This window comes from Bacillus sp. MSP13 (assembly GCF_000815295.1).
GTDB classification, from domain to species: domain Bacteria; phylum Bacillota; class Bacilli; order Bacillales; family Bacillaceae; genus Bacillus; species Bacillus vallismortis.
Genome location: NZ_JXAQ01000008.1, coordinates 30390 through 56410, shown reverse-complemented (window position 1 = coordinate 56410; position 26021 = coordinate 30390). Strand labels below are relative to the sequence as shown.

At 45.4% G+C, this 26021-nt stretch carries 27 protein-coding genes and 1 pseudogene; 22 read left to right on the top strand and 6 right to left on the bottom strand.

Annotated features, from left to right (window positions below; translation table 11 throughout):
* Nucleotides 1-10: 10 nt before the first annotated feature.
* On the bottom strand, nucleotides 11-232 hold the full coding sequence (locus SC79_RS09225) for a DeoR family transcriptional regulator (protein ID WP_003152337.1): 222 nt from the start codon (nucleotides 230-232) through the stop codon (nucleotides 11-13).
* Between the two features lie 290 nt (nucleotides 233-522).
* Between SC79_RS09225 and SC79_RS09220 the strand changes: the two genes are divergently transcribed.
* Nucleotides 523-1233 carry an ABC transporter ATP-binding protein gene (locus SC79_RS09220; protein WP_039074791.1) on the top strand — a complete coding sequence of 237 codons (711 nt, stop codon included), beginning with the start codon at nucleotides 523-525 and terminating at the stop codon, nucleotides 1231-1233.
* Nucleotides 1230-2387 carry an ABC transporter permease gene (locus tag SC79_RS09215; protein WP_039074790.1) on the top strand — a complete coding sequence of 386 codons (1158 nt, stop codon included), beginning with the start codon at nucleotides 1230-1232 and terminating at the stop codon, nucleotides 2385-2387. Before SC79_RS09220 ends, SC79_RS09215 begins: the two co-directional genes overlap by 4 nt.
* A gap of 37 nt (nucleotides 2388-2424) precedes the next feature.
* Here SC79_RS09215 and pbuO read toward each other — a convergent pair whose 3' ends face one another.
* Nucleotides 2425-3723 carry a hypoxanthine/guanine permease PbuO gene (gene pbuO, locus SC79_RS09210; RefSeq protein ID WP_039074789.1) on the bottom strand — a complete coding sequence of 433 codons (1299 nt, stop codon included), beginning with the start codon at nucleotides 3721-3723 and terminating at the stop codon, nucleotides 2425-2427.
* 96 nt (nucleotides 3724-3819) lie between these two features.
* Between pbuO and pepV the strand changes: the two genes are divergently transcribed.
* Nucleotides 3820-5211 carry a dipeptidase PepV gene (gene pepV, locus SC79_RS09205; protein ID WP_039074788.1) on the top strand — a complete coding sequence of 464 codons (1392 nt, stop codon included), beginning with the start codon at nucleotides 3820-3822 and terminating at the stop codon, nucleotides 5209-5211.
* Nucleotides 5212-5242: 31 nt separating this feature from the next.
* Here pepV and cysK read toward each other — a convergent pair whose 3' ends face one another.
* Entirely contained in the window at nucleotides 5243-6178 is a 936-nt protein-coding gene (gene cysK / locus SC79_RS09200) for a cysteine synthase A (RefSeq protein WP_039074787.1), read from the bottom strand.
* 148 nt (nucleotides 6179-6326) lie between these two features.
* Here cysK and thpR point away from each other — a divergent pair, with 148 nt between their 5' ends.
* The 5 genes and pseudogenes from thpR to SC79_RS09175 all read left to right on the top strand — a co-directional run bounded on the left by thpR (nucleotide 6327) and on the right by SC79_RS09175 (nucleotide 10550).
* Entirely contained in the window at nucleotides 6327-6878 is a 552-nt protein-coding gene (gene thpR, locus SC79_RS09195) for an RNA 2',3'-cyclic phosphodiesterase (protein ID WP_039074786.1), read from the top strand.
* Between the two features lie 25 nt (nucleotides 6879-6903).
* Nucleotides 6904-7818 carry a hypothetical protein gene (locus SC79_RS09190; protein WP_039074785.1) on the top strand — a complete coding sequence of 305 codons (915 nt, stop codon included), beginning with the start codon at nucleotides 6904-6906 and terminating at the stop codon, nucleotides 7816-7818.
* 48 nt (nucleotides 7819-7866) lie between these two features.
* Nucleotides 7867-8796 carry a YegS/Rv2252/BmrU family lipid kinase gene (locus SC79_RS09185; RefSeq protein ID WP_039074784.1) on the top strand — a complete coding sequence of 310 codons (930 nt, stop codon included), beginning with the start codon at nucleotides 7867-7869 and terminating at the stop codon, nucleotides 8794-8796.
* A gap of 10 nt (nucleotides 8797-8806) precedes the next feature.
* Nucleotides 8807-9573, top strand: a pseudogene (locus SC79_RS09180) (type I pullulanase); the annotation flags it as partial.
* Nucleotides 9574-9752: 179 nt separating this feature from the next.
* Nucleotides 9753-10550 carry a phosphotransferase family protein gene (locus tag SC79_RS09175; protein ID WP_039074855.1) on the top strand — a complete coding sequence of 266 codons (798 nt, stop codon included), beginning with the start codon at nucleotides 9753-9755 and terminating at the stop codon, nucleotides 10548-10550.
* On the opposite strand, the gene SC79_RS09170 is transcribed toward SC79_RS09175, so the two are convergent.
* Nucleotides 10551-10829: a YtzH-like family protein gene (locus SC79_RS09170; protein ID WP_010329575.1), complete on the bottom strand. Its 279-nt coding sequence runs from the start codon at nucleotides 10827-10829 to the stop codon at nucleotides 10551-10553.
* Between the two features lie 205 nt (nucleotides 10830-11034).
* Here SC79_RS09170 and trmB point away from each other — a divergent pair, with 205 nt between their 5' ends.
* From trmB to SC79_RS09155, 3 genes are all read left to right on the top strand, one after another.
* Complete coding sequence (trmB, locus tag SC79_RS09165) at nucleotides 11035-11676, top strand: tRNA (guanosine(46)-N7)-methyltransferase TrmB (RefSeq protein ID WP_039074783.1); 642 nt, start codon at nucleotides 11035-11037, stop codon at nucleotides 11674-11676.
* A 69-nt stretch (nucleotides 11677-11745) separates the two neighbouring features.
* Entirely contained in the window at nucleotides 11746-12591 is an 846-nt protein-coding gene (locus SC79_RS09160; protein ID WP_039074782.1) for a YtnP family quorum-quenching lactonase, read from the top strand.
* Between the two features lie 82 nt (nucleotides 12592-12673).
* Entirely contained in the window at nucleotides 12674-14377 is a 1704-nt protein-coding gene (locus SC79_RS09155; protein ID WP_039074781.1) for an NAD-dependent malic enzyme, read from the top strand.
* A 48-nt stretch (nucleotides 14378-14425) separates the two neighbouring features.
* Here the strand turns inward: SC79_RS09155 and SC79_RS09150 are convergent, their stop codons facing one another.
* Nucleotides 14426-14743 (bottom strand): PepSY domain-containing protein, encoded by a 318-nt coding sequence (locus SC79_RS09150; protein WP_003223432.1) that lies wholly within the window; start codon nucleotides 14741-14743, stop codon nucleotides 14426-14428.
* A 158-nt stretch (nucleotides 14744-14901) separates the two neighbouring features.
* Here SC79_RS09150 and SC79_RS09145 point away from each other — a divergent pair, with 158 nt between their 5' ends.
* Entirely contained in the window at nucleotides 14902-15975 is a 1074-nt protein-coding gene (locus SC79_RS09145; RefSeq protein WP_039074780.1) for a M42 family metallopeptidase, read from the top strand.
* Between the two features lie 57 nt (nucleotides 15976-16032).
* Here the strand turns inward: SC79_RS09145 and SC79_RS09140 are convergent, their stop codons facing one another.
* Nucleotides 16033-16479, bottom strand: a complete 447-nt coding sequence (locus tag SC79_RS09140; protein WP_010329580.1) for a YtoQ family protein — start codon at nucleotides 16477-16479, stop codon at nucleotides 16033-16035.
* A gap of 78 nt (nucleotides 16480-16557) precedes the next feature.
* Between SC79_RS09140 and SC79_RS20960 the strand changes: the two genes are divergently transcribed.
* From SC79_RS20960 to SC79_RS09095, 10 genes are all read left to right on the top strand, one after another.
* Nucleotides 16558-16674, top strand: coding sequence for a hypothetical protein (locus SC79_RS20960; RefSeq protein WP_121643765.1), 117 nt, complete (start codon nucleotides 16558-16560; stop codon nucleotides 16672-16674).
* Between the two features lie 39 nt (nucleotides 16675-16713).
* A complete protein-coding gene (locus tag SC79_RS09135; RefSeq protein WP_010329581.1) occupies nucleotides 16714-17037 on the top strand; it encodes a thioredoxin family protein in 324 nt (107 codons plus the stop codon).
* 14 nt (nucleotides 17038-17051) lie between these two features.
* Nucleotides 17052-17861: a DUF1444 domain-containing protein gene (locus SC79_RS09130; protein WP_082022631.1), complete on the top strand. Its 810-nt coding sequence runs from the start codon at nucleotides 17052-17054 to the stop codon at nucleotides 17859-17861.
* 15 nt (nucleotides 17862-17876) lie between these two features.
* Nucleotides 17877-18482 (top strand): YtpR family tRNA-binding protein, encoded by a 606-nt coding sequence (gene ytpR / locus SC79_RS09125; protein ID WP_039074779.1) that lies wholly within the window; start codon nucleotides 17877-17879, stop codon nucleotides 18480-18482.
* A gap of 158 nt (nucleotides 18483-18640) precedes the next feature.
* A complete protein-coding gene (locus tag SC79_RS09120) occupies nucleotides 18641-21529 on the top strand; it encodes a DNA translocase FtsK (RefSeq protein ID WP_039074778.1) in 2889 nt (962 codons plus the stop codon).
* A 250-nt stretch (nucleotides 21530-21779) separates the two neighbouring features.
* The gene (gene murC, locus SC79_RS09115) at nucleotides 21780-23078 is read left to right on the top strand and encodes a UDP-N-acetylmuramate--L-alanine ligase (RefSeq protein WP_039074777.1); all 1299 of its coding nucleotides are present in this window, start codon (nucleotides 21780-21782) and stop codon (nucleotides 23076-23078) included.
* Nucleotides 23079-23239: 161 nt separating this feature from the next.
* Entirely contained in the window at nucleotides 23240-23662 is a 423-nt protein-coding gene (locus SC79_RS09110; protein WP_010329586.1) for a DUF948 domain-containing protein, read from the top strand.
* Nucleotides 23663-23691: 29 nt separating this feature from the next.
* Nucleotides 23692-24147 carry a YtxH domain-containing protein gene (locus SC79_RS09105; RefSeq protein WP_039074776.1) on the top strand — a complete coding sequence of 152 codons (456 nt, stop codon included), beginning with the start codon at nucleotides 23692-23694 and terminating at the stop codon, nucleotides 24145-24147.
* Between the two features lie 23 nt (nucleotides 24148-24170).
* Nucleotides 24171-24497 carry a bacillithiol system redox-active protein YtxJ gene (gene ytxJ / locus SC79_RS09100; RefSeq protein WP_039074775.1) on the top strand — a complete coding sequence of 109 codons (327 nt, stop codon included), beginning with the start codon at nucleotides 24171-24173 and terminating at the stop codon, nucleotides 24495-24497.
* A 236-nt stretch (nucleotides 24498-24733) separates the two neighbouring features.
* Nucleotides 24734-25810 carry a bifunctional 3-deoxy-7-phosphoheptulonate synthase/chorismate mutase gene (locus SC79_RS09095; RefSeq protein ID WP_039074853.1) on the top strand — a complete coding sequence of 359 codons (1077 nt, stop codon included), beginning with the start codon at nucleotides 24734-24736 and terminating at the stop codon, nucleotides 25808-25810.
* Nucleotides 25811-26021 lie beyond the last annotated feature (211 nt).

Sequence of the window (26021 nt, the reverse complement as noted above, 5' to 3'; positions counted from 1 at the left end):
TATGCAATGTTTATGATGTAATCTTTACTTTCTTTCTCGTTGTCTCCCACTTGCCACGGCTTGGACTATGAACAAGATCATTATATGCCAACACATTTAAGTCTCTTTGAATTGTTCTAGGTGTAATGCCGAATTCGTCAACCAGTTCCTGTGTTGTCACAAGGCCTTTTTCTTGAATGAACATGTAAACTGATTTAATTCGAGTTAGCATACGGTTTGTTGAAGGTTTCAAAAAACCACTCCCTATCATAAGATCGGATGGACTTGACTAACCACAACTCACGACTATCAACTGCGTACGAAAAAGCAACAAAGGCAGACATTTTTTCATTTTTAGATAATTCGCCCTCATTATACACGATATCGCAGCGATGAATCTAGGGATAACTCCTATTAACTTTTTCCAATTTGAGCTGGGCGGCCATCCTTGTTGGATTACTATGTATTTCGGCACAATATTATTATGGTTAAAGAAACTTTTTTTATTCTGTTACGTAGTAAATTCTGGAGGAGGAGTGAAAATTGACAAAATTGCTTGAGGCTTCAATAGAACAGGCAGGATATACAAGCCGAAAAAAAGTGCTCAACGATGTTTTTTTGGAAGTTGGAAAAGGGGAGCTTGTCGGACTGATCGGAGCAAACGGAGCTGGAAAAAGCACCGCTATCAAAGCGATACTCGGCCTTTCGGAAGACTTTAAAGGGCATATTGACTGGAATGATTGTTCATTTGCCTATATTCCGGAGCACCCCTCTTTTTACGAAGAACTGACGCTGTGGGAGCATTTGGATTTGGTCAGTAGGCTCCGCGGTATGGAGGAGAGTGAATTTGCGCCGCGGGCCGAAAGCTTGCTGCAGGCGTTTTCGCTTGATCATGTTATGCACGAGCTGCCTGTCACCTTTTCAAAAGGCATGCAGCAAAAACTGATGCTCATTCAAGCTTTTCTTTCTAAGCCGGATATGTATGTGATTGATGAACCATTTATCGGCCTTGATCCGATTTCAACGAAACGTTTTGTGGACATGCTTAAAGATGAAAAACAAAGGGGAGCCGGCATTCTTATGTGCACACATGTACTCGATACCGCAGAAAAAATCTGTGACCGGTTTTACATGATTGAGAAGGGCTCTTTGTTTCTCCAAGGTACATTACAAGATATTCAGGAACAGGCCGGATTAGAGGGGCAGTCGTTGCTAGACTGTTTTTATAAGGCGGTCCAAGGTGATCAGTCATGAACGGGCGATCGTTCTTTTTTCGAAGGCTGCTTGACTACTATAGGTATCAAATTAAGGTGTTGAATGCGGTCATTGATTGGACAGTCGCTCTCTATATTGTTTTACCGGCGCTTGCTTTTGTCATCTATCAATATATCGATTTGATGAACGGAAGAGGCCTTTTTTATGAGTGGTCTGAGATGATGGAATGGAGATGGCTGTATGCTTTGTGTGTGCTGATCGTGTGCACGGGCTCGGTCCATACGTTTTTAATGGAAGCGGACATCGTGTTTTTGCTGCAAAAGAGAGAGATAATCTATCAGCTCAAACGGTACGCGCTGGTGTATTCGTTTTTGGTCACGCTGGCTAAATGGATGCTGCTCTTTTTCATTGCTCTTCCCTTCATTAGTTATTCTGTTCACATTACATGGGCAGAAAGCGCGGCTTTATTTTGCTATCTTTTTGGCCTTCATATGTTCTTCTTATCCTTAAAGCAAGACAGGATCAGAAAGCCGCACTCCATGTCGAGCCGGATTGCCGACGTTTTTGTCAGAGCCGTTCTTTTCTCTGGTTCTGCGATCCTGATCGTTTTCGCTGAGTGGGGATTGCTTGCACTCATCGGCACTTTGTTTTTGATTGTCTCCCTGGTCCGCGGTTTGAAAAAGGCAGCATCGTTTTCAGCTTTTGAAGCAGAGGTGACTGAAGAGAAAAAAAGCCGGCTTGCGCTTGCCGGGCTTGTGATGATGATGAGCCAGGAGTCGGAAGTGCCGAAAGTGAAGGACAGGATGAGAAGAAAACCGTTAGTATACCGGAATTCAAGAAGGATATTTAAAAGAAGGACAATTGATACAGGCTATAAGGAATTGTTTTTGAAAGTTTTTTTGAGAAATAGCGAGTATATAAGGCGGATGTGCATGCTGTTGTCAGCATTCATCATTCTCATCTTTGTCTCCCCGATCTGGCTGAAGCTGATTGCGATTCTGGTGTATACAGGTGTTTGCCGTTATATCCTTGAGCTTATCTTTGACAAAGTGATGGATGCGCCGATTTTAATTGGCGCCGATAAGGAGAGTGATGAGTATCACCGATCTAGAAATAGCTGTGTGAATACCCTGCATTATGCATTTGTCGCCTGCTGCTCTTTAGCGGCCGCTGTCTCTTTATTGTTTACATAAAAAACCCAAACGCTGCCGTTTGGGTTTTCTGTATAAGCTATAAGATAAACAGCTGGATGAAAAACAGAATGGCGAAAACGATCACGAGCGGATGAATTTCTCTCCATTTTCCGCGCGCTGCTTTTACAATCGGGTACGAAATAAAGCCAAGCGCGATGCCTGTAGAAATGCTGGATGTCAAAGGCATCGACAGAATGACGAGAAACGCAGGAAATGCTTCGTCCATCTCTTTCCAGTTCATATTGGAAACCGAGCGCATCATCAGGCTGCCGACGATAATTAAAGCAGGAGAGGTGATGGCGGCTATGCCGGATAAGGCGCTGACAAGCGGACTGAAAAACATTGAAACCCCAAACAGCACTGCAACAGTCAAAGCGGTAAGCCCCGTTCTTCCCCCGGCTGCGACACCTGCGGAAGATTCAACAAATGCGGTCGTTGGACTTGTGCCGAAAACCGCCCCTACTGTTGTCGCCGTTGAATCAGCAAGCAGCGCTTTTCGCACGTTCGGCAGCTTGTTATTTTTCATCAGCCCGGCTTGCTCTGCTACGCCGATCATCGTGCCTGTCGTATCAAATATCGTGACCAGAAGAAAAGAAAAGACAACAGCGTACAGGCCGTGATGAACGACATCGCCAAAAGCGGAAAGCGGGTTTGAAATGATCAGGCCGTCCGGCAAATGAGGAAGCGACATAAACCCCTTAGGCAAATGCAGCTGGCCGGTAAAAAAGGCGATCAAAGCAGTCGCTGCCATTCCGATAAATAAGGCGCCGCTTACGTTCAGAACCATCAAGATCACACTGATCAAAAGCCCGATCAGCGTTAAAATCACACCAGGTGAATGCAAATTGCCGAGAGTAACCAAGTTTGATTCATCAGCCGCCACAATTCCCGCCTGCCGCAAGCCAATAAAAGCGATAAACAGCCCGATCCCGGTTGTGATCCCGTATTTTAAATTATTTGGAATCGCTTCTATAAGTTGTTTTCTTAAAGGCGTTAACGATAGAATAATGAAGAGAACCCCTGCTGTAAATACGGCGCTGAAAGCTGTTGCGTATGTGATGCCGCCATCGCTTGCGCTTACGACATGAAAGGCTAAATAAGCGTTCAAGCCCATGCCGGGCGCAATAGCAATCGGATAATTTGCTGCCAGGGCCATCCACAGCGTTCCGACAATGGAGGCAATAATCGTTGCGGTGAAAACCTGGTCGAAAGGAACCCCGGCGTTGGCCAGAATGACCGGATTAACCACAACGATATAGACCATGGTGAAAAAGGTCGTCAGCCCTGCTATGATTTCTTGCTTTATGGACGTTTGCTGCTCTTTTAGATGAAACATAGTATCCTCCAATTACGAACGTTTTAACAAAACACCATTAATATTATTCGTTTTATTTAGTTTTTGCAAGTGATTTCTTGCGGAAAGGGGATCATGATGAACTGGGAAGTTGAAGTCATCAGAAAAAAAGAGGATTTAATTCGTGATACACAGGCATTTTTGAGAATCAACAGTGTAATGGATGAAACAACCGCCGGACCCGGAAAACCGTTTGGAGAAGGAGTAAACGCCAGCCTGACTTCCTTGCTGGAGCTTGGAGGAAAAGAAGGCTTTGCCACAAAAAATCTTGACGGCTTCGCAGGCCATATTGAGTGGGGCGAGGGAGATGACATTGTCGGCGTACTTTGCCATGTTGACGTCGTACCGCCGGGAGACGGGTGGACAAGTGATCCGTTTTCAGCTGATATTCGTAACGGACGGATTTATGCAAGGGGCGCCATTGATGACAAAGGTCCGACAATGGCTGCGTTCTACGCGCTGAAAATCGTGAAAGACATGAACCTGCCGCTGTCCAAGCGTGTCAGAATCATTATCGGAACAGATGAAGAAAGCGATTGGAGATGCGTGGAGCATTATTTCAAGCATGAAGAAATGCCAACGCTGGGTTTTGCGCCTGACGCCGATTTTCCGATTATTAACGCGGAAAAAGGGATCATTGATGCTTCATTGCTCATCCCGCTTCGCTCAAAGCAAGCTGATTCTGAGGCATTGCTTGTCTCGTTTCAGTCAGGCCTTCGCCTGAACATGGTGCCTGACGCTGCGGAAGCTGTCATTGAAGGACCGAAACAAGAAGAGATTCTTGCTTCGTTTAAAGACATGCTTCGCAAGACGGATCAAAAAGGGGAAGCTGACATAAAGAACGGACAGCTCATTTTGCGTATGTACGGGCTTTCCTGCCATGCGATGGAACCGAACAATGGAATCAATGCCGGCATTTTATTGTGTGAATTTCTGCAGCAGGCTGAGCTTGACGAAGCAGGACAGCGATTTGTACAAGTTGTGACAGATAAGTTTTCAGGCGATACGAGAGGAAAGAACCTGAATATTGATTGCGAGGATGACATTAGCGGAGAGCTGACATTAAATGTCGGGACGCTGCGCTATACGAAAGGGCAAGGAGGCGAGCTTGGCATCAATATCCGCTATCCTGTGACTGCAGAAAGCAAAGTGATCCGTGATGCATTCGAAAGCGCCTCTGAATTTGAGCTGGGAGAATTCAAAGACAGCAAGCCGCATCACGTGTCAGCAGACCATCCGTTAGTCAAAACCCTGCAAAAGGTTTATGAAGGCCAGCTGGGCAAAAAAGCTGATTTAATCTCAATCGGCGGGGGGACTTATGCCAGATCTTTAAAAGCCGGTGTCGCGTTCGGCCCGCTCTTCCCCGGACGCCCTGACAGCGCACACCAAAAGGATGAATATATTGAAATCGATGATTTGCTGAGATCGACAGCGTTATATGCGCAGGCGATCTACGAGCTTGCAAAATAAAAGACGGGCTTCTTCTGAAGCCCGTCCTTTTTTAAATAAATGACCATAAATCAGTTGATAAATACCGTTCTCCCGTATCGGCTGTCATGCAGACCACGACTTGGTCAGGAGAGAGGCGTTTCGCTGTTTCGATTGCCGCATAGCAGGCAGCGCCTGATGAAGGGCCGACAAGTATTCCTTCTTCAGCAGCAAGGCGTCTAGTCGTCGTATAGGCGTCTTCATCAGAGATTTTGATAATTTCGTCATAGACGTCTTGATTTAAGATGGGAGGAATAAAGCCCGGGCTTGTCCCTACAAGCTTATGTGCGCCGGGCTTTCCTCCGGATAATACAGGCGAACCCGCGGGCTCGACAACATGAACCGTGATATCCGGGAAAAGCTCTTTGAGCGCTTCGCCTGTTCCGGTAATGGTTCCTCCTGTTCCGGAAGAGGCGACAAAAGCGCCGAGCGGTTTGCCGATTTCCTCTATTGCCCGGGCAATTTCAGGCGCCGTTGTTTTTCGGTGCGCGTCAGGATTTGCGGTGTTATCAAACTGCATGGGAATATAGCTGTTCGGAATTTGTTCAGCAAGCTCTTTTGCTTTTTTGATGCTGCCCGGCATTCTTTCTGCTCCGGGTGTTAACACAACCTCTGCGCCGTAAGCTTTTAGAAGGTTGATTCGTTCCTTTGTCATCGTATCGGGCATGACTAAGATTGCCTTGTAGCCGCGTGCCGCCGCATTCATGGCGAGCCCGATGCCGGTATTTCCGCTAGTCGGCTCTATAATCACTGATCCCGGTTTGAGCAAACCGTTTTGTTCTGCTTCTATTATCATATGATAAGCGGCTCTGTCTTTCACACTGCCGCTCGGATTGAAAAATTCAAGCTTTAAATAGACTTGTGCCGCGTTTTCCGGCTGAAGCCGATTCAATCTCACAAGCGGTGTATCTCCAATCAGGTCAGCTGTATTTTTAACGATTTTCAACATTGTCATTCCTTTCTGAATAAAACAAGTGTCATATAATATCCTAACATAATAAACGTTTGTGCGAGAGTGTTTTCATACACTGTTCCTCTATCCGTACAGCCTCTTTATTGATAAAATAATAGCAGTTGCAGAAGGGAGTGTCAGACGGATGCCAGATATACGGCCTCATTATTTCATCGGCGTTCCCATTCCTGAGGGAATTGCGAATCCGATTTACCGGGCTGCGAAAAACGAGCCGGTTTTGACGTTTCAAAAATGGGTGCACCCGCTTGACTATCATATTACGTTAATTTTTCTAGGAGCGGCGGATGATACACAAATCCAGCAGCTTGAAGGCTCGCTGGCTGCGCTTGCTTCAGATACCGATCCGTTTCCGATTGAGTTTGGCAAGATTGATGTATTCGGCGATCGGAGAAGGCCGCGTGTTTTACACCTCGAGCCAAAGAAAAACAAGGCACTTGACATCCTTCGGGAACAAACAAAACAGGCTGTTCTTCAAGCCGGATTTCAAGTGGAAAAAAGGCCGTATCACCCGCATATGACGCTGGCCAGAAAATGGACAGGCGAAGAAGGATTTCCGTCACATGTTCCATTTGAAAGCGGCGAGGTTTCGATGCGGGCTGAACGGTTTTCGCTCTTTCAAATACACTTAAACCAATCGCCAAAATACGAAGAAATATTCAAATTTCATTTATCATAATTCATTGCGGAGTGGAGAAACCAATATGGCACAAATCATCAAAATTCATGATTATATATCGAGATATGAGCTTGATCCGTACCATTACATCAATCAGTTTGTACGGCTGAAAAAAGAGCGCTGGCTTTCACTATTAGAAGCAGCGGAGCGCCAGCATGAAGAAAGACAATCCAGGGCCGAAGAGCCGGAACCGGTGCAAAAACGAAAAAAATTTTCATTGAAAAGAAGAAAAGAAGAGATAAACGCCGATATACAAGAAGAGAGACACCAGTGGTTTGAGGAAGAGGACAATTTCCATGTAAGGCTGCCGACGAGCAGAATGGGTCTTGCTTCTTTTTATAAAAGACATTTATATGAATTTCAGCTTAAATGGGCAAGCTCTACTCTTGCAGAAATGTCTCATCTCTCAAACCAGGTGAAGCAGGACCGCATTTTGCGTTATCTGACCCAGCAGCTGCCTGATTCTTATTTCATTATGTATAAGCCTGTGCTGAAAATTCAGCAGGCGGCGGTTGAATTAAGCATTGTGATTATTTCCCCTCTAGACATTTATTGCGTTACGTTCTTAGAGGCGGAGGAAGACAGTGTGTACATAGGGTCTAAAAATCGTTTTTGGGAGAAGAAAACAGCCTCTCAAACTGCATCAGTGTTAAATCCGGGGCTTAGCCTGTTTCGAACGGAATCCGTTGTGTCAAAGATCATAAAGGAAAAGCAGGCCGATATACCGGTTCGCAAATTGCTTCTGAGCAGAACATCGTATATCGATTATCCGGAGGCGCCATACGGATTGGAAATAGTGGATAAGCGGAGCGCCGAAGAGTGGATGGAGCGGCAGAAGAAAAACACCGCCCCGGTTAAACATCATCAGGTAAAGGCTGCAAAGGCTCTATTGTCTTACTGCATGTCTGATTCCTATCGCAGACGAGAATGGCTGGAGTAAAAGAGAACGATTTGAGCGGTTTTCTCATAACATAAGCAGGTGAGAAAGATGAGCCATTGGTTTTTTATTATTAATCCGACAGCGGGGCATCGAAACGGCCTGCGTGTTTGGAAGTCTATTCAAAAGGAATTGATCAAACGAAAAGTCGAGCACCGCTCATTTTTAACTGAACACCCGGGACACGCAGAGGTGCTCGCCAGGCAGATTTCAACGATACAGGAATACAAGCTGAAGCGCCTGATTGTCATTGGCGGAGACGGAACCATGCATGAAGTTGTCAACGGACTGAAAGATGTTGACGATATCGAACTAAGTTTTGTGCCAGCGGGTGCGTATAATGATTTTTCGAGAGGATTCTCTATTAAAAAAATGGATCTGATACAGGAAATCAGGAAACAAAAGCGTCCGTTAACCAGAACCTTTCATTTAGGAAGCGTTCAATTCCTTCAGGATAAATCACAGATCCTTTTTTTTATGAATCATATTGGAATCGGGTTTGACGCATATGTTAATAAAAAGGCGATGGAATTTCCGTTAAGGCGGGTTTTACTGTTTCTGCGCCTGCGATTTCTTGTGTACCCGCTTTCCCATTTGCACGCCTCGGCGACCTTTAAGCCGTTTTCATTAGCTTGTACAACGGAAGGCGAGACGCATGAATTTCATGATGTGTGGTTTGCGATTGCATCCAACCATCCATTCTATGGAGGCGGCATGAAGGCGGCGCCGCTTGCAAATCCGCGCGAGAAGGCATTTGATATCGTGATCGTTGAAAATCAGCCGTTTTTGAAAAAATATTGGCTATTATGTCTGATGGCTTTTGGTAAACATACAAAGATGGCCGGTGTTACGATGTTTAAAGCAAAAGACATTACGTTTTACACGAAGGACAAAATTCCGTTTCATGCTGACGGTGAAATCATGGGAACCACCCCGTTTCGTTTGGCATCCAGTCCTTCACCCCTAAAGATCAAAACATAAACGCCGTTAGAATGATACGTTTCGTGATGCTGTGAAAGGGAACACCTTTCACCTCATGGCAGCGGGCTTTGCGCTCGGCTGCGGCGAAGCAGCAGAAACCGTTATGCACGGAATTGACGGGTCTTCGGGATGGAAGGCATTAGCTCCAATCGTTCCTGAACCGAGCCAGTCCATCAATTATGTTAAGTCACACGACAATCACACTTTTTGGGATAAATGTCCTTTGCGCTGCCTCAAGAAACTGACAGCCGAAAGAGGAGCAGGAAAAGGCTGGCAGCCGCGATTCTCTTGCTTGCTCAAGGAGCGCCGTTTATTCACAGCGGACAGGAATGTTTCCGAACGAAGCAGGGTGTGGAAAACAGCTATCAATCCAGTGACAGCATCAACCAGCTGGATTGGGGTCGGCGTGAAACATTCAAAGAAGATGTTGACTACATCCGCAGACTGATGTCGCTAAGAAAAGCGCACCCGGCGTTCCGTCTCAGATCGGCTGCAGACATCAAGCGCCATTTGGAATGTTTGATGCTCAACGAACACCTCATCGCATACAGGCTTTTTGATCTCGGCGAGGTTGATGAATGGGAAGACATTATCGTTATCCACCACGCGAGTCCGGAATCTGTGGAGTGGAAGCTGCCAAACGACAAAACGTACCGGCTTTTATGTGATACATCGGGTTTTCGGCAAGACCTGAAAGAAATCAAGAAAGCGGTTGCGGTAAACGGCCTCGGAACGGTTATCTTATATTTAGCATCAGATCTTAAGAGTTTTGCTTGACGAAGTTTGTGCTATAGCGCTAAAATTTAAAGGACGGCTATTGATTAGCATATGAGACTCTCAATAGCTGTCTTTTTTATTTTCATGCGATTCGTACGAAAAAGGCACTCGCTGGATAGACTAGAGACGATGAGCCTTTATTCTAAAATATTTTAAGAAATGATGGGTTGAACATTGATATGAACTGGTTGGGACAATTACTAGGTAGCGATTGGGAGATCTTCCCCGCCGGAGGAGCTACAGGAGATGCATATTATGCGAAACATAACGGGCAGCAGCTTTTTTTAAAACGTAATAGCTCACCTTTTTTAGCTGTTTTATCCGCCGAAGGCATTGTTCCGAAGCTGGTTTGGACAAAACGGATGGAAAATGGGGACGTGATTACGGCCCAGCACTGGATGACCGGCAGAGAGCTGAAGCCAAAAGATATGAGCGAACGGCCCGTTGCTGAATTGCTTCGTAAAATACACACATCAAAAGCCTTGCTGGACATGCTGAAGAGACTTGGAAAAGAACCGCTGAACCCGGGGGCTCTTTTGTCTCAGCTTAAGCAGGCTGTATTTGCTGTGCAGCAATCTTCGCCGCTGATTCAAGAAGGGATCAAGTATTTAGAAGAACATCTGCATGAAGTGCATTTCGGTGAGAAAGTCGTTTGCCATTGTGATGTCAATCATAATAACTGGCTATTGTCTGAAGACAACCAGCTGTATTTAATTGACTGGGACGGCGCCATGATCGCCGATCCGGCGATGGATCTCGGCCCTTTGCTGTACCACTACGTCGAAAAGCCAGCTTGGGAGAGCTGGCTGAGCATGTACGGCATTGAGCTAACAGAGGGCCTGCGCTTACGAATGGCTTGGTATGTGTTAGCCGAAACAATCACTTTCATCGCCTGGCATCATGCAAAAGGCAATGATAAGAGATTTCATGATGCGATGGAAGAACTGCATATACTCATGAAACGTATCGCTGGATAATCAGGAATATGAATCCATTTGCTCTACCCATTGAGACAGGCTGGTTTGATGCTCTTGTATGTGTGAGTCGATGGATTTGGACGATATTCCTGATTGGCTGTAGCGGTAAACATCTTCAAGCACGTTTTTGAAGTTTGAATCAAGCTCGGTGTTTGCCATGAGCGATTTAATCACGCGTTCAAGCTGCTCGTACTCTGCAACGGTTCCGCAGCAGTCCAATTGATGGTCAGTCAATATATCCTTTAATAAATGAACTTGATGCTCATAATGTAAACCCATAACGGTACACATCCCTTCAGTATCATACGGGTTAAATTGTTCAAAACAGAGCGTTTTTATACATGTGCAAGGAGTGTTCCGACAGACGGGAACCTCTTTTTTTTATACTCAGCTTTAGCAGCCACGCTTTAAAAAAACGAGCTTGCGGGTCTTTTTAATTCATGGTATGTTGTTAGTCGAAATAATAGATAGAGGTGTCAATCATATGAGAATGCGCCACAAGCCTTGGGCTGATGACTTTTTGGCTGAAAACGCAAATATTGCCATCAGCAACCCTGCTGATTATAAAGGAAAATGGAAGACAGTGTTTGGCAACGACAATCCCATTCATATCGAGGTGGGGACAGGAAAAGGGCAATTTATTTCTGGAATGGGCAAACAAAATCCAGACATCAATTATATTGGAATTGAGTTATTTAAAAGCGTTATCGTGACAGCCGTGCAAAAAGTAAAAGATAGTGAAGTGCCAAATGTAAAACTTCTGAATATAGATGCGGACACGCTGACGGATGTATTTGAGCCAGGTGAGGTCAACCGGGTTTACTTAAACTTTTCTGATCCTTGGCCGAAGAAACGCCATGAAAAACGCCGTCTGACGTATTCCCACTTCCTCAAAAAATATGAAGAAGTAATGGGAAAAGGCGGAGCGATTCATTTTAAAACGGACAACCGCGGCTTGTTTGAGTACTCTTTGAAGAGCTTCTCTGAGTACGGCCTGCTGCTGACATATGTCAGTCTCGATTTGCATAACAGCCATTTGGAAGGCAATGTTATGACAGAATATGAAGAAAAATTCTCAGCGCTCGGCCAGCCGATCTATCGGGCTGAGGTTGAATGGAGAACATAAACAGACTCTGATACAGGAGTCTGTTTTTTTTATGGGCCGTTTGCTACCATGATCACAGGAGGGATGAAAATGGAGAGATTGAAAATGGGAAACATCACGTTGACCTGGCTTGACGGAGGCGTGACACATATGGACGGAGGCGCCATGTTCGGCGTTGTTCCAAAGCCGCTATGGTCAAGAAAATATCCAGTTAATGAAAAAAACCAGATTGAACTAAGGACAGATCCGATTCTCATTCAAAAGGACGGGCTCAATATTATCGTCGACGCAGGGATTGGGTCCGGCAAGCTGACTGATAAACAAAAACGAAACTATGGTGTGACACAGGAGTCGAATGTGAAAATTTCATTAACGGCACTCGGATTAACGGTGAATGATATTGATGTTGTCGCTATGACACACCTCCATTTCGACCATGCCTGCGGTTTGACGGAATATGAAGGAGAGCAACTCGTGTCAGTTTTTCCGAATGCAGTGATTTATGCATCAGCTGTTGAGTGGAATGAAATGCGCCATCCAAATATCAGATCGAAAAATACGTACTGGAAAGAAAACTGGGAGGCTGTTGCCGGCCAAGTCAAAACCTTTGAAGACACCTTGACGATCACAGAGGGGATTACGATGCATCACACCGGGGGCCATAGCAACGGACACAGTGTGCTTATATGCGAGGACGCGGGTGAAACCGCCGTACATATGGCAGATCTGATGCCGACTCACGCCCACCAAAATCCCCTATGGGTGCTGGCTTATGATGATTATCCAATGACCTCCATCCCGCAAAAGCAGAAATGGCAGGCATTCGCGACGGAAAAAGACGCTTGGTTTATTTTTTATCACGATGCCCAATACCGCGCGCTGAAATGGGATGAGAATGGAAGTATCAAAGATGCAGTCAAGCGCATAAAGCAATAGCATATTTTCATGTTTACCCTGCATGTTTTCCGGATAATAATGCAAACCTAGTACCAATTATGCTCAGAAAGGAAGAGGCAGGGTGAAACAATTCAAAGTAACAAACGAAGGAGACATTCAAACAACATTAAGAGGCCTTGAAATACTCTCTGTTCCTTTTTTGAACAAAGGTGTTGCTTTTACTGAAGAAGAAAGAAAAGAACTGGGGTTAAAAGGCTTTCTCCCGCCAAAGGTATTAACGATTGAAGATCAGGCGAAAAGAGCGTATGAACAATATTCCGCACAGCCTGATGACTTGAGCAAAAATGTGTATTTAACCGCGCTGCATGATCGGAATGAAACGCTGTTTTACCGCCTGTTAAATGATCATTTAGGGGAAATGCTACCGATTGTCTATACACCCACAGTCGGAACGGCGATTCAGAGATACAGCCATGAATACAGAAAGCCAAGAGGGCTTTACCTGTCAATCGATGACCCAGACGGTATGAGAGAAGCATTCAAACAGTATAAAGATCAACGCGATACAATCGATTTAATCGTTGCAACGGATGCGGAAGGAATTTTAGGAATCGGAGACTGGGGTGTCGGCGGAATCGCGATTTCTATTGGCAAGCTGGCGGTTTATACGGCTGCTGCCGGCATAGATCCAAGCAGAGTGCTGGCTGTTGTTTTAGATGCGGGGACAAACCAGGAGAGCCTCTTGAACGACCCGCTTTATGTCGGCAACCAGCATTCCAGAGTGCGCGGAGAACGCTATGACCAATTTATTGACGAGTATGTTGCGCTGGCGAGAGAAACATTCCCGAATGCGTTGCTGCACTGGGAGGATTTTGGAGCGAAAAACGCGCGCAGCATTTTGAAACGTTATAAAGACAAAATTTGTACATTTAATGATGATATCCAAGGAACAGGCGCGGTTTCACTTGCGGCCGTTTTATCTTGTGCAAAAGCGTCTAAAGTGCCGCTGAGAGATCACAGAGTCGTCATATTCGGAGCGGGGACGGCAGGAATCGGGATTGCTGAACAGCTGCGCGAGGCTTTGGTGCGTGAAGGATTGAGTGAGGAAGAATCTTTCAACCGCTTCTGGTGCATAGACCGAAACGGACTGTTAACAGATGATATGGAGCAGCTTCTTGATTTCCAAAAGCCTTACGCACGTCCGGCTGATGAGGTTAAGGATTATCAGCGGAACGGAGAAGGAGGAGGCATTGATCTCCTTGAAGTGGTCCGGCAGGCGAAACCGACGGTCCTGATCGGAACATCAACTGTTTCGGGCGCATTTACTGAAGAAATTGTTAAAGAAATGGCTTCACATGTGAAACGGCCGGCCATTTTGCCAATGTCGAATCCGACCGCTCTTTCTGAAGCGAAACCTCAGGATTTGATCGAATGGACGGAAGGCCGCGCGCTTGTCACGACAGGAAGCCCGTTTGCGCCTGTGGAATATGACGGCGTTACGTACCATATCGGCCAGGCAAACAACGCGCTTGTTTTTCCTGGTCTCGGGCTTGGAACGATTGTCACCAAATCAAAATTAATAACTGATGGCATGTTTGAAGCATGTGCCCGGGCGATCGCAAGTATGGTCAATGTCGGAGTGCCCGGCGCGCCGATGCTGCCGAAGATAGAGGATTTGCGGACTGTATCGGCAACCGTTGCGGTGGAAGTGGCTAAAACCGCGATTAAGGAAGGCGTTGCGACGGAAGAGCCTGAAGATATCATACAGGCTGTGCAGGACGCCATGTGGTATCCGGTATACAAACCGATACGCGCGATGTCATAAAAAGAGCCGCTGCGTGGGCAGCGGCTTCTATTTTATGCTTGTCCGGTGTTAGGAGGCAATTGTATCAATGACATCTACAATTTCCCCCGTTTTCGCATCCACCATGACTTCATACTGCTCTAATTCTCCGAAAGCGGATCGTGTAATGCCGGTTTTGTATACCTGTACCGTTTCTCCGTTCACATTGTAAGGCTCCGGCTGGGTGTAAATCCATGATCCGTCAATCGGCCCCCGCTGCTTAAAAGCGGATTTTACGATTCGAAGCGCTTTTTCTGAAGAAATATAAGGCTTCATCACATACTGTTTCACAACGACGGCCGTACAAATGCCAAGTCCTGCTCCTAAAAGAAGATGACGCAATTTCATAATAAAGCACCTCCTGGTTGATCGTACTTTTCATTATACAGAAACCGCCAAATCCTGTTAAGCAATACGCGGCTGTTGGAGCAGATTCAGTCACGGTGCTTGGAAAACTAGATTTTTTCGAATAAAATAAAAGGACTACATAGAAATGAGGGGAGAACATGAATCAAGAAACGAAAGCGCTTTTCCAAACACTGACGCAGCTTCCCGGCGCGCCGGGCAATGAGCATCAGGTTCGTGCTTTTATGAAGCAAGAGCTGGCTAAATATGCCGATGACATCGTTCAGGACAGACTGGGAAGTGTTTTCGGAGTCAGACATGGTCAAGAGGGCGCACCGAGAATTATGGTTGCCGGGCATATGGATGAAGTCGGCTTCATGGTCACGTCGATTACAGACAACGGGCTGCTCAGGTTCCAGACGCTCGGGGGCTGGTGGAGCCAGGTGCTGCTTGCACAGCGAGTTGAAATTCAGACAGATAATGGGCCGGTTCCGGGTGTGATTTCAAGCATACCGCCGCATCTGCTGACAGACGCCCAGCGAAACCGCCCGATGGATGTCAAAAACATGATGATCGATATTGGCGCGGATGATAAGGAAGACGCTATTAAAATCGGCATCAAACCGGGACAGCAAATTGTGCCTGTCTGTCCGTTTACAACGATGGCGAATGAAAAGAAACTTTTATCAAAGGCATGGGATAACCGATATGGCTGCGGCTTGAGCATTGAACTTCTGAAGGAATTGCACGGAAAGGAACTTCCGAACACGCTCTATGCGGGTGCGACCGTTCAAGAAGAAGTGGGGCTGAGGGGCGCTCAGACGGCTTCCCATATGATTAAACCGGACTTGTTTTTCGCCCTTGACGCCAGCCCGGCAAACGATATGAGCGGTGACAAAAACGAATTTGGCCAGCTTGGAAAAGGCTTTTTGCTCCGCATTCTTGACAGAACGACAGTCATGCACCGCGGTATGAGAGAATTTGTTCTTGATATGGCGGAAACGCATGATATTCCTTATCAATATTTTGTATCGGGCGGGGGAACGGATGCGGGCAGAGTCCATATTTCAAACAGCGGCGTTCCCTCAGCGGTTATTGGCATTTGTTCCCGCTACATTCATACGAACGCTTCTATCATTCATATTGATGATTATGCGGCTGCGAAAGAAATGCTCATCAAACTTGTAACAGCCTGTGATAAGCAGACGGTGGATGCGATTAAAGAAAATATGTAGGGGTTTTTTGAAAGCTTGTTGAACGGGGCAGTAAGCCCGGCTCGACAAGCTTTTTTCTTATTCTGTTTCAAATAGATAGGAGAGGGCTTTGATAGCTTGGTTCACGGTTTCAACCGTTATATTTGCTTTGTTGGAAAGCTCTTTTAAAGGATGATGGAGCGACTCCGGCCGGATCATAATCAGGGGTTTTCCTTTTGCGATCGCATACGAGGCATCCATTGCCGTGTTCCACTGTTTGTATTTTTCGCCAAACAGGGCGATCACAAAGTCTGCTTTATTCATCAGGACAGCGGTTCTGAAGTTGTTCATGTCAGAAGCTTTGTCATCCTTTAATACGGCATTTGGCTGAACGCCTACAATCTCTTCTCCGATATTGTCTGAGCGGTCATGATTCTCCATCGGGCCGACAAACGTAATCGGCAGCTTCAGTGATTTTGTTTTCTCTTTGATTTCCTCCCGCCAATTGCTGTGGATTTCTCCAGCTAAGTAGACGATAAACTCCATACTAAAATCACTCCTTATGTATGTCCATCTGTAAATGTTACCCTTATGAACACGATGTTAAACGAAACGAGCTTGATAATGCAAATAAAATATGATAATGATAATGGGAAAGCCAATCTTACATATTCATTTATTGCATATAAGTGGTGTTGCCGCAAGCAGTTTGGTATGATCCAAATGGACGAGTATCGATAAACCAACATGTAAGAACATCAACAACTGGAGGGATATGAAATGAAAAAAATTGAATCAACTCAAGAGCTGGAAAAAGCGGTAAAGGATGATTGGGCGGTCTTTATGTTTTCAGCCGACTGGTGCCCTGATTGCCGTTTTGTAGAGCCTTTTCTGCCTGAACTCGAAGCGGATTTCCCTGAATTCACTTACTACTACGTAGACCGTGACAAATTCATTGATACGTGTGCAGAGTGGGAAATTTACGGAATCCCAAGCTTTGTCGTGTTTAACGAAGGGAAAGAAGTGAATCGTTTTGTGAGCAAAGACCGCAAAACAAAAGAAGAAATAGAACAGTTTTTAACAGACTCTCTCGCTAAAGCGTAAAGGAGGACACCGGTTTGAAAATGACCTCAAGGAAGCTGTCAGATATCCTGAAACAGCGCCTCCAACACGAGAATCGCTCCTTTCTGTTTGACAGAGAAAAAGACACTCTCCGTGTTGAGGATCAAACGACCAAAAAAGGAATTACGCTCGACCTGCCGCCGATTATTGCAAAATGGGAAGTGAAAAAAGACGAAGCCATTGATGAAATTGTGTACTACGTTTCAGAAGCAATGACGGCAATGGCAGGAAAGGCTCAGGAAATGGCCGGAAAAGAAAGCCGCATTTACCCGGTGATCCGCTCGACTTCTTTCCCGGACAAGTCCAGCGAAGATATTCCGCTTATTTATGACGATCATACCGCAGAGACAAGAATTTATTACGCGCTTGACCTCGGGAAAACCTACCGTTTAATCGATCAGCGCATGCTTGAAAAAGAGAACTGGACAAAAGAGCGGATCAGAGAGACGGCTGCATTTAATCTCCGTTCCTTGCCTCCGGTTGTCAAAGAGGATACAGTTGCCGGCAATCACTTTTATTTCTTCAGAGCAAACGACGGTTACGATGCCAGCCGGATTCTGAACGAAGCGATTTTAAATGAATACAAGCAGCGTGCAGAAGGCGAGCTGGCGATCTCTGTTCCCCATCAAGACGTTCTGATTCTTGCTGACATCCGGAATGAATCGGGGTATGATATTCTAGGGCAAATGTCGATGAGCTTCTTTGCAAGCGGCACCGTTCCGATTACAGCCCTTTCATTTTTATACAATGAAGGAAAGCTGGAGCCGGTGTTTATCCTGGCGAAAAGCCGTCCGAAAAAGGATTAGAAAGGATTTTTACTTATGAACGCATTTTATAATAATGAAGGTGTGGGAGACACGCTTCTGATCTCTCTTCAAAATGTAACACGCGAACAAATAAGCTATGAAAAACATGGCGATGTCGTCAGAATTTTTCATAACGAAACAAAGGAAACAACAGGCTTCAACATTTTCAACGCGTCTTCCTATTTGACCATAGATGAAAAAGGTCCTGTTGCGCTCTCAGAAACGTTTGTGCAAGATGTAAATGAGATTCTAAACCGAAACGGCGTTGAAGAAACATTGGTCGTTGATTTATCTCCGAAGTTTGTTGTGGGATATGTGGAATCAAAAGAAAAGCATCCGAATGCGGATAAATTAAGCGTATGTAAAGTCAATGTAGGAGAAGAAACGCTTCAAATCGTCTGCGGCGCCCCAAATGTTGACCAAGGACAAAAAGTGGTCGTTGCCAAAGTCGGTGCTGTGATGCCGAGCGGACTTGTCATTAAGGATGCTGAGCTTCGCGGCGTTCCATCGAGCGGAATGATCTGCTCAGCGAAAGAGCTCGCTTTGCCGGATGCCCCGGCTGAAAAAGGAATCCTTGTGTTAGAAGGAGACCATGAGGCGGGAGACGCATTTCAGTTTTAGACTCCCATAAATCCGCCCAAAAAAACGAATCATGTGAAAAGCCGCTAAGCCCTTGTTTAGCGGCTTTGTTTTGCTGAAAGCTTAATCTTTTCTGGGCAGACCAGCAATGGTATACTAAAAAACGTCCCAGAAAACTATAAGGGAGTTAGAGATAAATTATGAGTTGGCTTCATAAATTTTTTGATTTGTTTTTAGGCGAGAGAAAAGAGGATGATGAACGGGAAACAAAAACCGCTCACATTCCGCAGCAACAAGAAGTAGATCATTCCGAAGGACAATTAAAAAGATTGGAAGATCCTAAAATATATTATGAATACCCAAACGGCAAGTTCCGTTTTCCAGTCGTGCCTGACGGATACAACAATCATGACCTGAGAAGGCGCCGCGCACCATCGGACAAACCGCAATCCGCGCCCCGTCCAAGCGCCGCCCCACAGAACGACCGTCAAAAAAATGAAAAAGAGCAGCATACATATCAAACATCAGAGCCGGCGAAGAAACCATTTAAACCAACAAATATCCCTTCGCCTATATATGGATTCAATCAAAAACCATCTGTCAAAAAGGATGTGCCAAAGCAGCCTTCTGACGCATTGAAGGCATCGGACAAATCTGTAAAAGAGAAGGTAACACTGCTGTCAGAAGAAATGGAACGTGAACGCTCCTATTCAGATCCAGCTCCAGACAGACAGAAACAGCACGTAAAAGAAGGGCCTTTCTTTCCGGATGCACAATTTGGAGAACAGCCTTCTGATGTCTTAAGCGGAACGTCTGCAGAGCGTGATGAAGCGCTGGCGCAGCGCCCAGCCGAGCCGTCAAATAACAAAGGACCGTCTGAATCGGGCATTCAGCAGCCGGAAAAAGAGGTGTCTTTATTCGATGCTGAACCCGATAAAGAGCAAACGGCACCTGAGACACTGACAAATACCGTAACTGAGAGAAAGGAAAGCCCGTCAGACAGCGGAGTGAGCTTTGAAGACACTGAGACGGTTCAGATTCAAGAAGAACGAGCAGTAAAACATCCTGAGAAATTAGAAGAACTTATCTTCCGCGCTGAACAGAATGAAGAACAAACAGCTCCTGAGTTGACAGAGGCAGTATCTGAAAGTGAAGGATGGGAAGAGCCGTCAGACAGCGCAGTAAATAATCAACCCGAAATCACGCGAGATGCTGCTGAGACCTCCGCTGTTCAAGAAGAACAAATAGATATTCAACAGGAAGAGCCTTTCTTGCATGCCGGCTTCGAGGAAAGGGAAACAGCATCGGAGTCTCCGACGCAAGCAGAAACCGTTGCCAAAGAATCACAAGAGCCATCAGACAGCATTATAGATGATCAGTACGACATCCCGGGAGAAGCTGAGAACACGAAGTTAGATGTTCAGCCAGACAGCGATGCAGAACAGGTGCAGAAGGACAGCCTGGAGCAAGGTTCCAGCCCGTTTGCTGCAGCCCATGAAAACCGGCGGGAAAGTCACGCAGACGAAACACATAGAGCAGTAGAAGAGCCGCAAAAGAAGCCTGTCCTGCAGGAGAAACGTACTGAGCGAAGCGCATCTCCTCAAAAAGGTCCGTCCGTTCCTTTTAATGTCATGATGCTGAAAAGAGATACACATAAACAGCAAAAAGCAGAGGAGCGCCGCGGCAGCTACGTGTTTCCGAATGTCGCACTGCTTGATGTCCCGCCAGCGCAAGTTCAAGATGATACTGCGTGGATCGAAGAACAGCGCCAGCTTCTTGATTTGACCCTGAAAAATTTCAATGTCCGCGCCAATGTCGTCCATGTGACCCAGGGGCCGTCTGTGACAAGATTCGAAGTGCACCCTGAGCCAGGCGTAAAAGTGAATAAAATCACCAACTTGTCTGATGATATTAAGCTCAGCCTGTCCGCAAAAGACATACGGATTGAAGCGCCGATTCCGGGGAAAAACACGATCGGAATTGAAGTTCCGAACCGCATGAGCAAGGTGGTTGATTTGCGCCAGATGATTCGAAGCTCAGCTTTCAGGACAAGCAAGTCACCGCTTACGGCAGCACTGGGATTGGATATCTCAGGAAACCCCGTTGTCATCGACTTAAAGAAAATGCCGCATGGCTTGATAGCCGGTGCTACGGGCTCGGGAAAAAGCGTATGCATTAATACAATCTTAGTCAGCCTGCTTTATAAAGCTGACCCGAGCGAGGTAAAGGTGCTGCTGATTGATCCGAAAATGGTAGAGCTGGCTCCTTACAATAAAATTCCTCACCTCGTCAGCCCGGTCATTACGGATGCCAAAGCGGCTACTGCTGCATTAAAATGGGTAGTTGAGGAAATGGAGCGGCGCTATGAACTATTTGCCCATTCCGGTGTCCGCGACATTGACCGCTTTAATCAATTAACGGCGGATCACCACACGGGCGAAAAGCTGCCGTATTTAGTTGTCGTTATTGATGAGCTTGCCGATTTGATGATGGTGGCTCCAAATGATGTCGAAGAGAGCATTGCGCGGATCGCCCAAAAAGCCAGAGCGTGCGGAATCCATCTGCTCGTCGCGACTCAGCGGCCGTCAGTCGATGTCATTACCGGTCTGATTAAGGCGAATATCCCGACTAGAATCGCATTCTCTGTCTCAAGCCAGGTTGATTCCCGTACAATCATTGACATAGCCGGAGCGGAAAAGCTTCTTGGAAAAGGCGATATGCTCTTTTTGGAAAACGGCTCGGGAAAACCTGTCCGTTTGCAAGGAAACTTTGTATCGGACCGCGAAATCGACCGTGTTGTTTCCCACGTCAGAAGTCAAATGCCGCCAACCTATTTATTTGAACAAGAAGAGCTGGTAAGACAAGGATCAGCCCTGAAAGAAGAGGATGAACTGTTTGACGAAGCGTGTGAGTTTGTGGTTGAGCAAAACAGCGCGAGCACTTCAAGCCTGCAAAGAAGATTCAGAATCGGATATAATCGCGCGGCAAGGCTGATTGATATGATGGAAGCGGAAGGCATGATCTCAGAGGCAAAAGGAAGCAAGCCTCGTGAGGTGCTGATCACAGCAAGTGATTTAATAAACGAATAATATAGGTTCATTTTCACACCAAACATGGTATGATAGTGTTTAGAGCATTTAACAGCTATGCCGCTTTACAGCAGATGGGCATAGACAAATCTTGATATCTAGGTTTAATCAGATAGAAATAACCGGATACTGAACATAACAAAATATATAAAAATACGCCGCAAAGGGTGGCTTTTCAGCCGCCGCGGTCGCAAATTGAAATGAGCGTCATATACTGGGGAACAGATAGACGTTTGTTGGAGGTACAATTATGACTGTTTATCATTTTGTTGGAATCAAAGGGACCGGTATGAGTCCGCTTGCCCAAATACTTCATGATAATGGATATACTGTCCAAGGATCGGATATCGAAAAATTTATTTTCACGCAAACAGCGCTTGAAAAAAGAAATATTACCGTTCTTCCTTTTAGCGCGGATAATATCAAACCGGACATGACAGTCATCGCCGGAAACGCATTCCCAGACACGCATCCAGAGATTGAAAAAGCCATGTCTGAAGGCATTCCGGTGATACGTTATCATAAGTTTTTAGGCGACTATATGAAAAAATTCACCAGTGTTGCCGTTACAGGCGCACACGGAAAAACGTCGACTACGGGTCTGCTGGCTCACGTGATCCGAAACGCAAAACCGACCTCTTTCTTAATCGGGGACGGAACAGGCCAGGGAAATGAAAACAGTGAATACTTTGTGTTTGAAGCGTGTGAATACCGCCGCCATTTCTTAAGCTATCAGCCTGACTACGCGATCATGACGAATATTGATTTTGACCACCCGGATTATTTCTCAAGCATTGACGATGTGTTTGACGCTTTTCAAGAGATGGCTCTTCAAGTCAACAAAGGCATTATTGCCTGCGGAGACGATGAGCATCTGCCGAAAATCCATGCAAACGTCCCGGTTGTGTATTACGGCACTGGGGAAGAAAATGATTTTCAAGCTAGAAACATCGTAAAAAGCACGGAAGGGACAACTTTCGATGTATTTGTCCGCAATACATTCTATGATACGTTTTATATTCCTGCGTACGGCCACCACAATGTATTAAACTCATTGGCGGTCATTGCGTTATGCCATTATGAAGAAATTGATTCCAGCATCATTAAGCACGCCCTCAAATCATTCGGCGGCGTCAAACGCAGATTCAATGAAAAGCAGCTCGGGGATCAAGTGCTGATTGATGATTACGCACATCACCCGACAGAAATAAAAGTGACGATTGAGGCGGCAAGACAGAAATATCCTGATCGTGAAATCGTCGCGGTATTCCAGCCTCATACATTTACGCGGACGCAGCAATTTCTTGACCAATTCGCAGAAAGCCTGAGCGGGGCTGATTGCGTGTATTTATGCGATATTTTCGGCTCAGCCCGGGAGAATGCAGGAAAGCTGACGATCGGCGACCTGCAGGGAAAAATTAATAATGCAAAGCTTATTGAAGAAGATGATACATCTGTTTTAAAAGCTCATGAAAAAGCCGTTCTCATCTTTATGGGAGCTGGAGATATCCAAAAATATATGAGAGCCTACGAAAACGTCATGGCATAATAAAAAGCAGTGTTTTCACTGCTTTTTCTTTATCTGATGGATAAGCTTGTTAAAGGATTTTCTTACATAATAGAGAATACTATGTATACAGCCCAGTATACATGTTTATGATTTTAGAAAACGGGTAAACAGCAGTATATCCTGCAGCAAGGAGGTTTAAGATGATTATTATTCTTTATTTAAGCGTTGCCCTCATCGCAATTGCATTTCTCGTATTAGTGATCTACTTGTCCAAGACATTGAAGTCACTGCAGCTCACCCTAAAACATGTCGCATCCACTCTCGAAGGGCTGGAGGGACAAATGAAGGGCATCACAACTGAAACAGCCGAGCTTTTACATAAGACCAACCGCCTGGCTGAAGATATTCAGGAAAAATCAGAAAAGCTGAACACGGTCGTCCATGCTGTTCAAGGAGTGGGAACTTCTGTACAGCAGTTCAATACATCCATGAAACAGGCGGCGGGGTCTGTATCGGCATCAGTAAGAGAAAACCAAGACAAGATCAATCAAGTTGTCACATGGAGCCAAGCAGCGATGGAAATGTGGGAGAAATGGAAACTAAGAAAAAAATCAACTCTCTAAGAGAAAAAACACTATGAGGAGGAATAATGATGAGTAAAGATGGAATTAATAGTAAAGATTTTTTAATCGGAACTTTAATCGGGGGAATCATCGGTGCCACTACCGCTCTTTTTCTAGCGCCGAAATCAGGAAAAGAACTTCGTGACGATCTCGGCAGCCAAGCTGTTGCTTTGCGTGACAAAACGGACAGAATGACGGCAGATGCGAAAGAAAAAGGCACGCAATATGTCAGCATCGCCAAAGACAAAACATCAAACATCACGCAGCTTGTAGCGGATCAGTCAGGGCAAATCATGAACAAGGTGAAGGATTTAAGAGACCGTTCCAAATCTGCAACAAGCGATTCATCAACTGACATGCAAGAAATGAGAGAAGAAGCGATGCAGGCGGCCAGCGAAACAAAAGACCAAGTCCGTCAAACGAAAGAAGATGTAAAAGACGAACTGAAAGATGCACAAAAACAGGCTGAGCATATCAACCGCTAAGCAGGGAAGGAAGATCTTGAGTCATGGCAAAACAGCTTATTCAATCTGAAGAAGAATTTAAACGGATTGCGGAACAGGAAGACACTTTCGTCTTCTTTAAACACAGTACCACATGCCCGATCAGCCAGGCAGCATTCCATGAGTTTGATGCCTTTGCAAGTCAGCATGAGGATGTGCCGGCTTACTATCTTCAAGTACAAGCAGCTCGCCCGCTGTCAAATTTCATCGCAGAAACATACGGCATAAGGCACGAAAGCCCTCAGGTTTTCGTCATCCAAAACGGTGAAGTAAAATGGCACACCTCACATTCACAAATTACAGAAGCGGCTATCAAGCAGCATTTGTCATAGAAAAAAGCGTCCAGATTCAATCTGGCGCTTTTTTTTTGAAAAAACCCTTGAACAATGCCCTTACATCATGTAGGATAGCAACATAGATTACTTTATCACTTAAAAGCGTTTGGGTAATAAAGAGGAGTTTTTATAAAATTTTTTGTATTTCAGTATTTCCATTTGGAATTACTTATAGTAAGATGCATGATAACTACAAAATAAAAAAATGAATGTGCAGGGAAAGGATGAAAAAAATGAGCAACACAGAGTTAGAGCTTTTAAGGCAAAAAGCAGACGAATTAAATCTGCAAATTTTAAAATTAATCAACGAACGCGGAAATGTTGTAAAAGAGATTGGTAAAGCGAAGGAAGCACAGGGTGTCAATCGATTTGACCCTGTCAGAGAACGCACAATGCTAAACAACATCATTGAAAACAATGACGGCCCGTTTGAAAATTCCACCATCCAGCACATTTTTAAAGAGATATTCAAAGCCGGTCTAGAGCTTCAGGAAGAAGACCACAGCAAAGCGCTGCTTGTCTCCCGCAAGAAAAAACCTGAAGATACAATTGTAGATATCAAAGGTGAAAAAGTCGGAGACGGCCAGCAAAGATTCATTGTCGGCCCGTGTGCGGTAGAGAGCTACGAGCAGGTGGCTGAAGTGGCTGCGGCTGCGAAAAAGCAAGGAATTAAGATTTTACGCGGAGGAGCCTTTAAGCCTCGTACGAGCCCTTACGATTTCCAAGGCCTTGGTGTTGAAGGCCTGCAAATTTTAAAACGTGTAGCGGACGAATTTGATCTGGCTGTGATCAGTGAAATCGTAACTCCGGCTCATATCGAAGAAGCGCTTGACTACATTGATGTCATTCAAATCGGAGCGCGCAACATGCAAAACTTCGAATTGCTGAAAGCGGCCGGCGCAGTGAAAAAACCGGTGCTTCTGAAGCGCGGGCTTGCTGCAACGATTTCTGAATTCATCAATGCCGCTGAATACATCATGTCACAAGGAAACGACCAAATCATCCTTTGTGAGCGCGGGATCAGAACATATGAAACAGCAACGAGAAACACACTGGATATTTCCGCTGTACCGATTTTGAAACAAGAAACGCATTTGCCTGTTTTTGTTGATGTTACGCATTCAACTGGCCGCCGCGACCTCTTGCTTCCGACAGCTAAAGCCGCTTTAGCGATCGGTGCAGACGGCGTAATGGCTGAGGTTCACCCTGATCCGTCAGTCGCACTTTCTGACTCTGCGCAGCAAATGGCGATTCCTGAATTCGAAAAATGGCTGAATGAACTGAAACCAATGGTGAAAGTTAACGCATAATTACAATACAAAAGGCCGCGGACGCGGCCTTTTTTTATGTTTTCTCGTTTATTTAGTTATAAAATCCAAGTATACGTTTTCATCAACTATAAAAACGTGTATAATTTCATGAGAAGTATTTAAATTTGATGAATAATGAAAAATAATGTAAACTACTGACTTACGCTTACAAAACATAAACGACATAAATTTGGACATTGTGACATTTCTC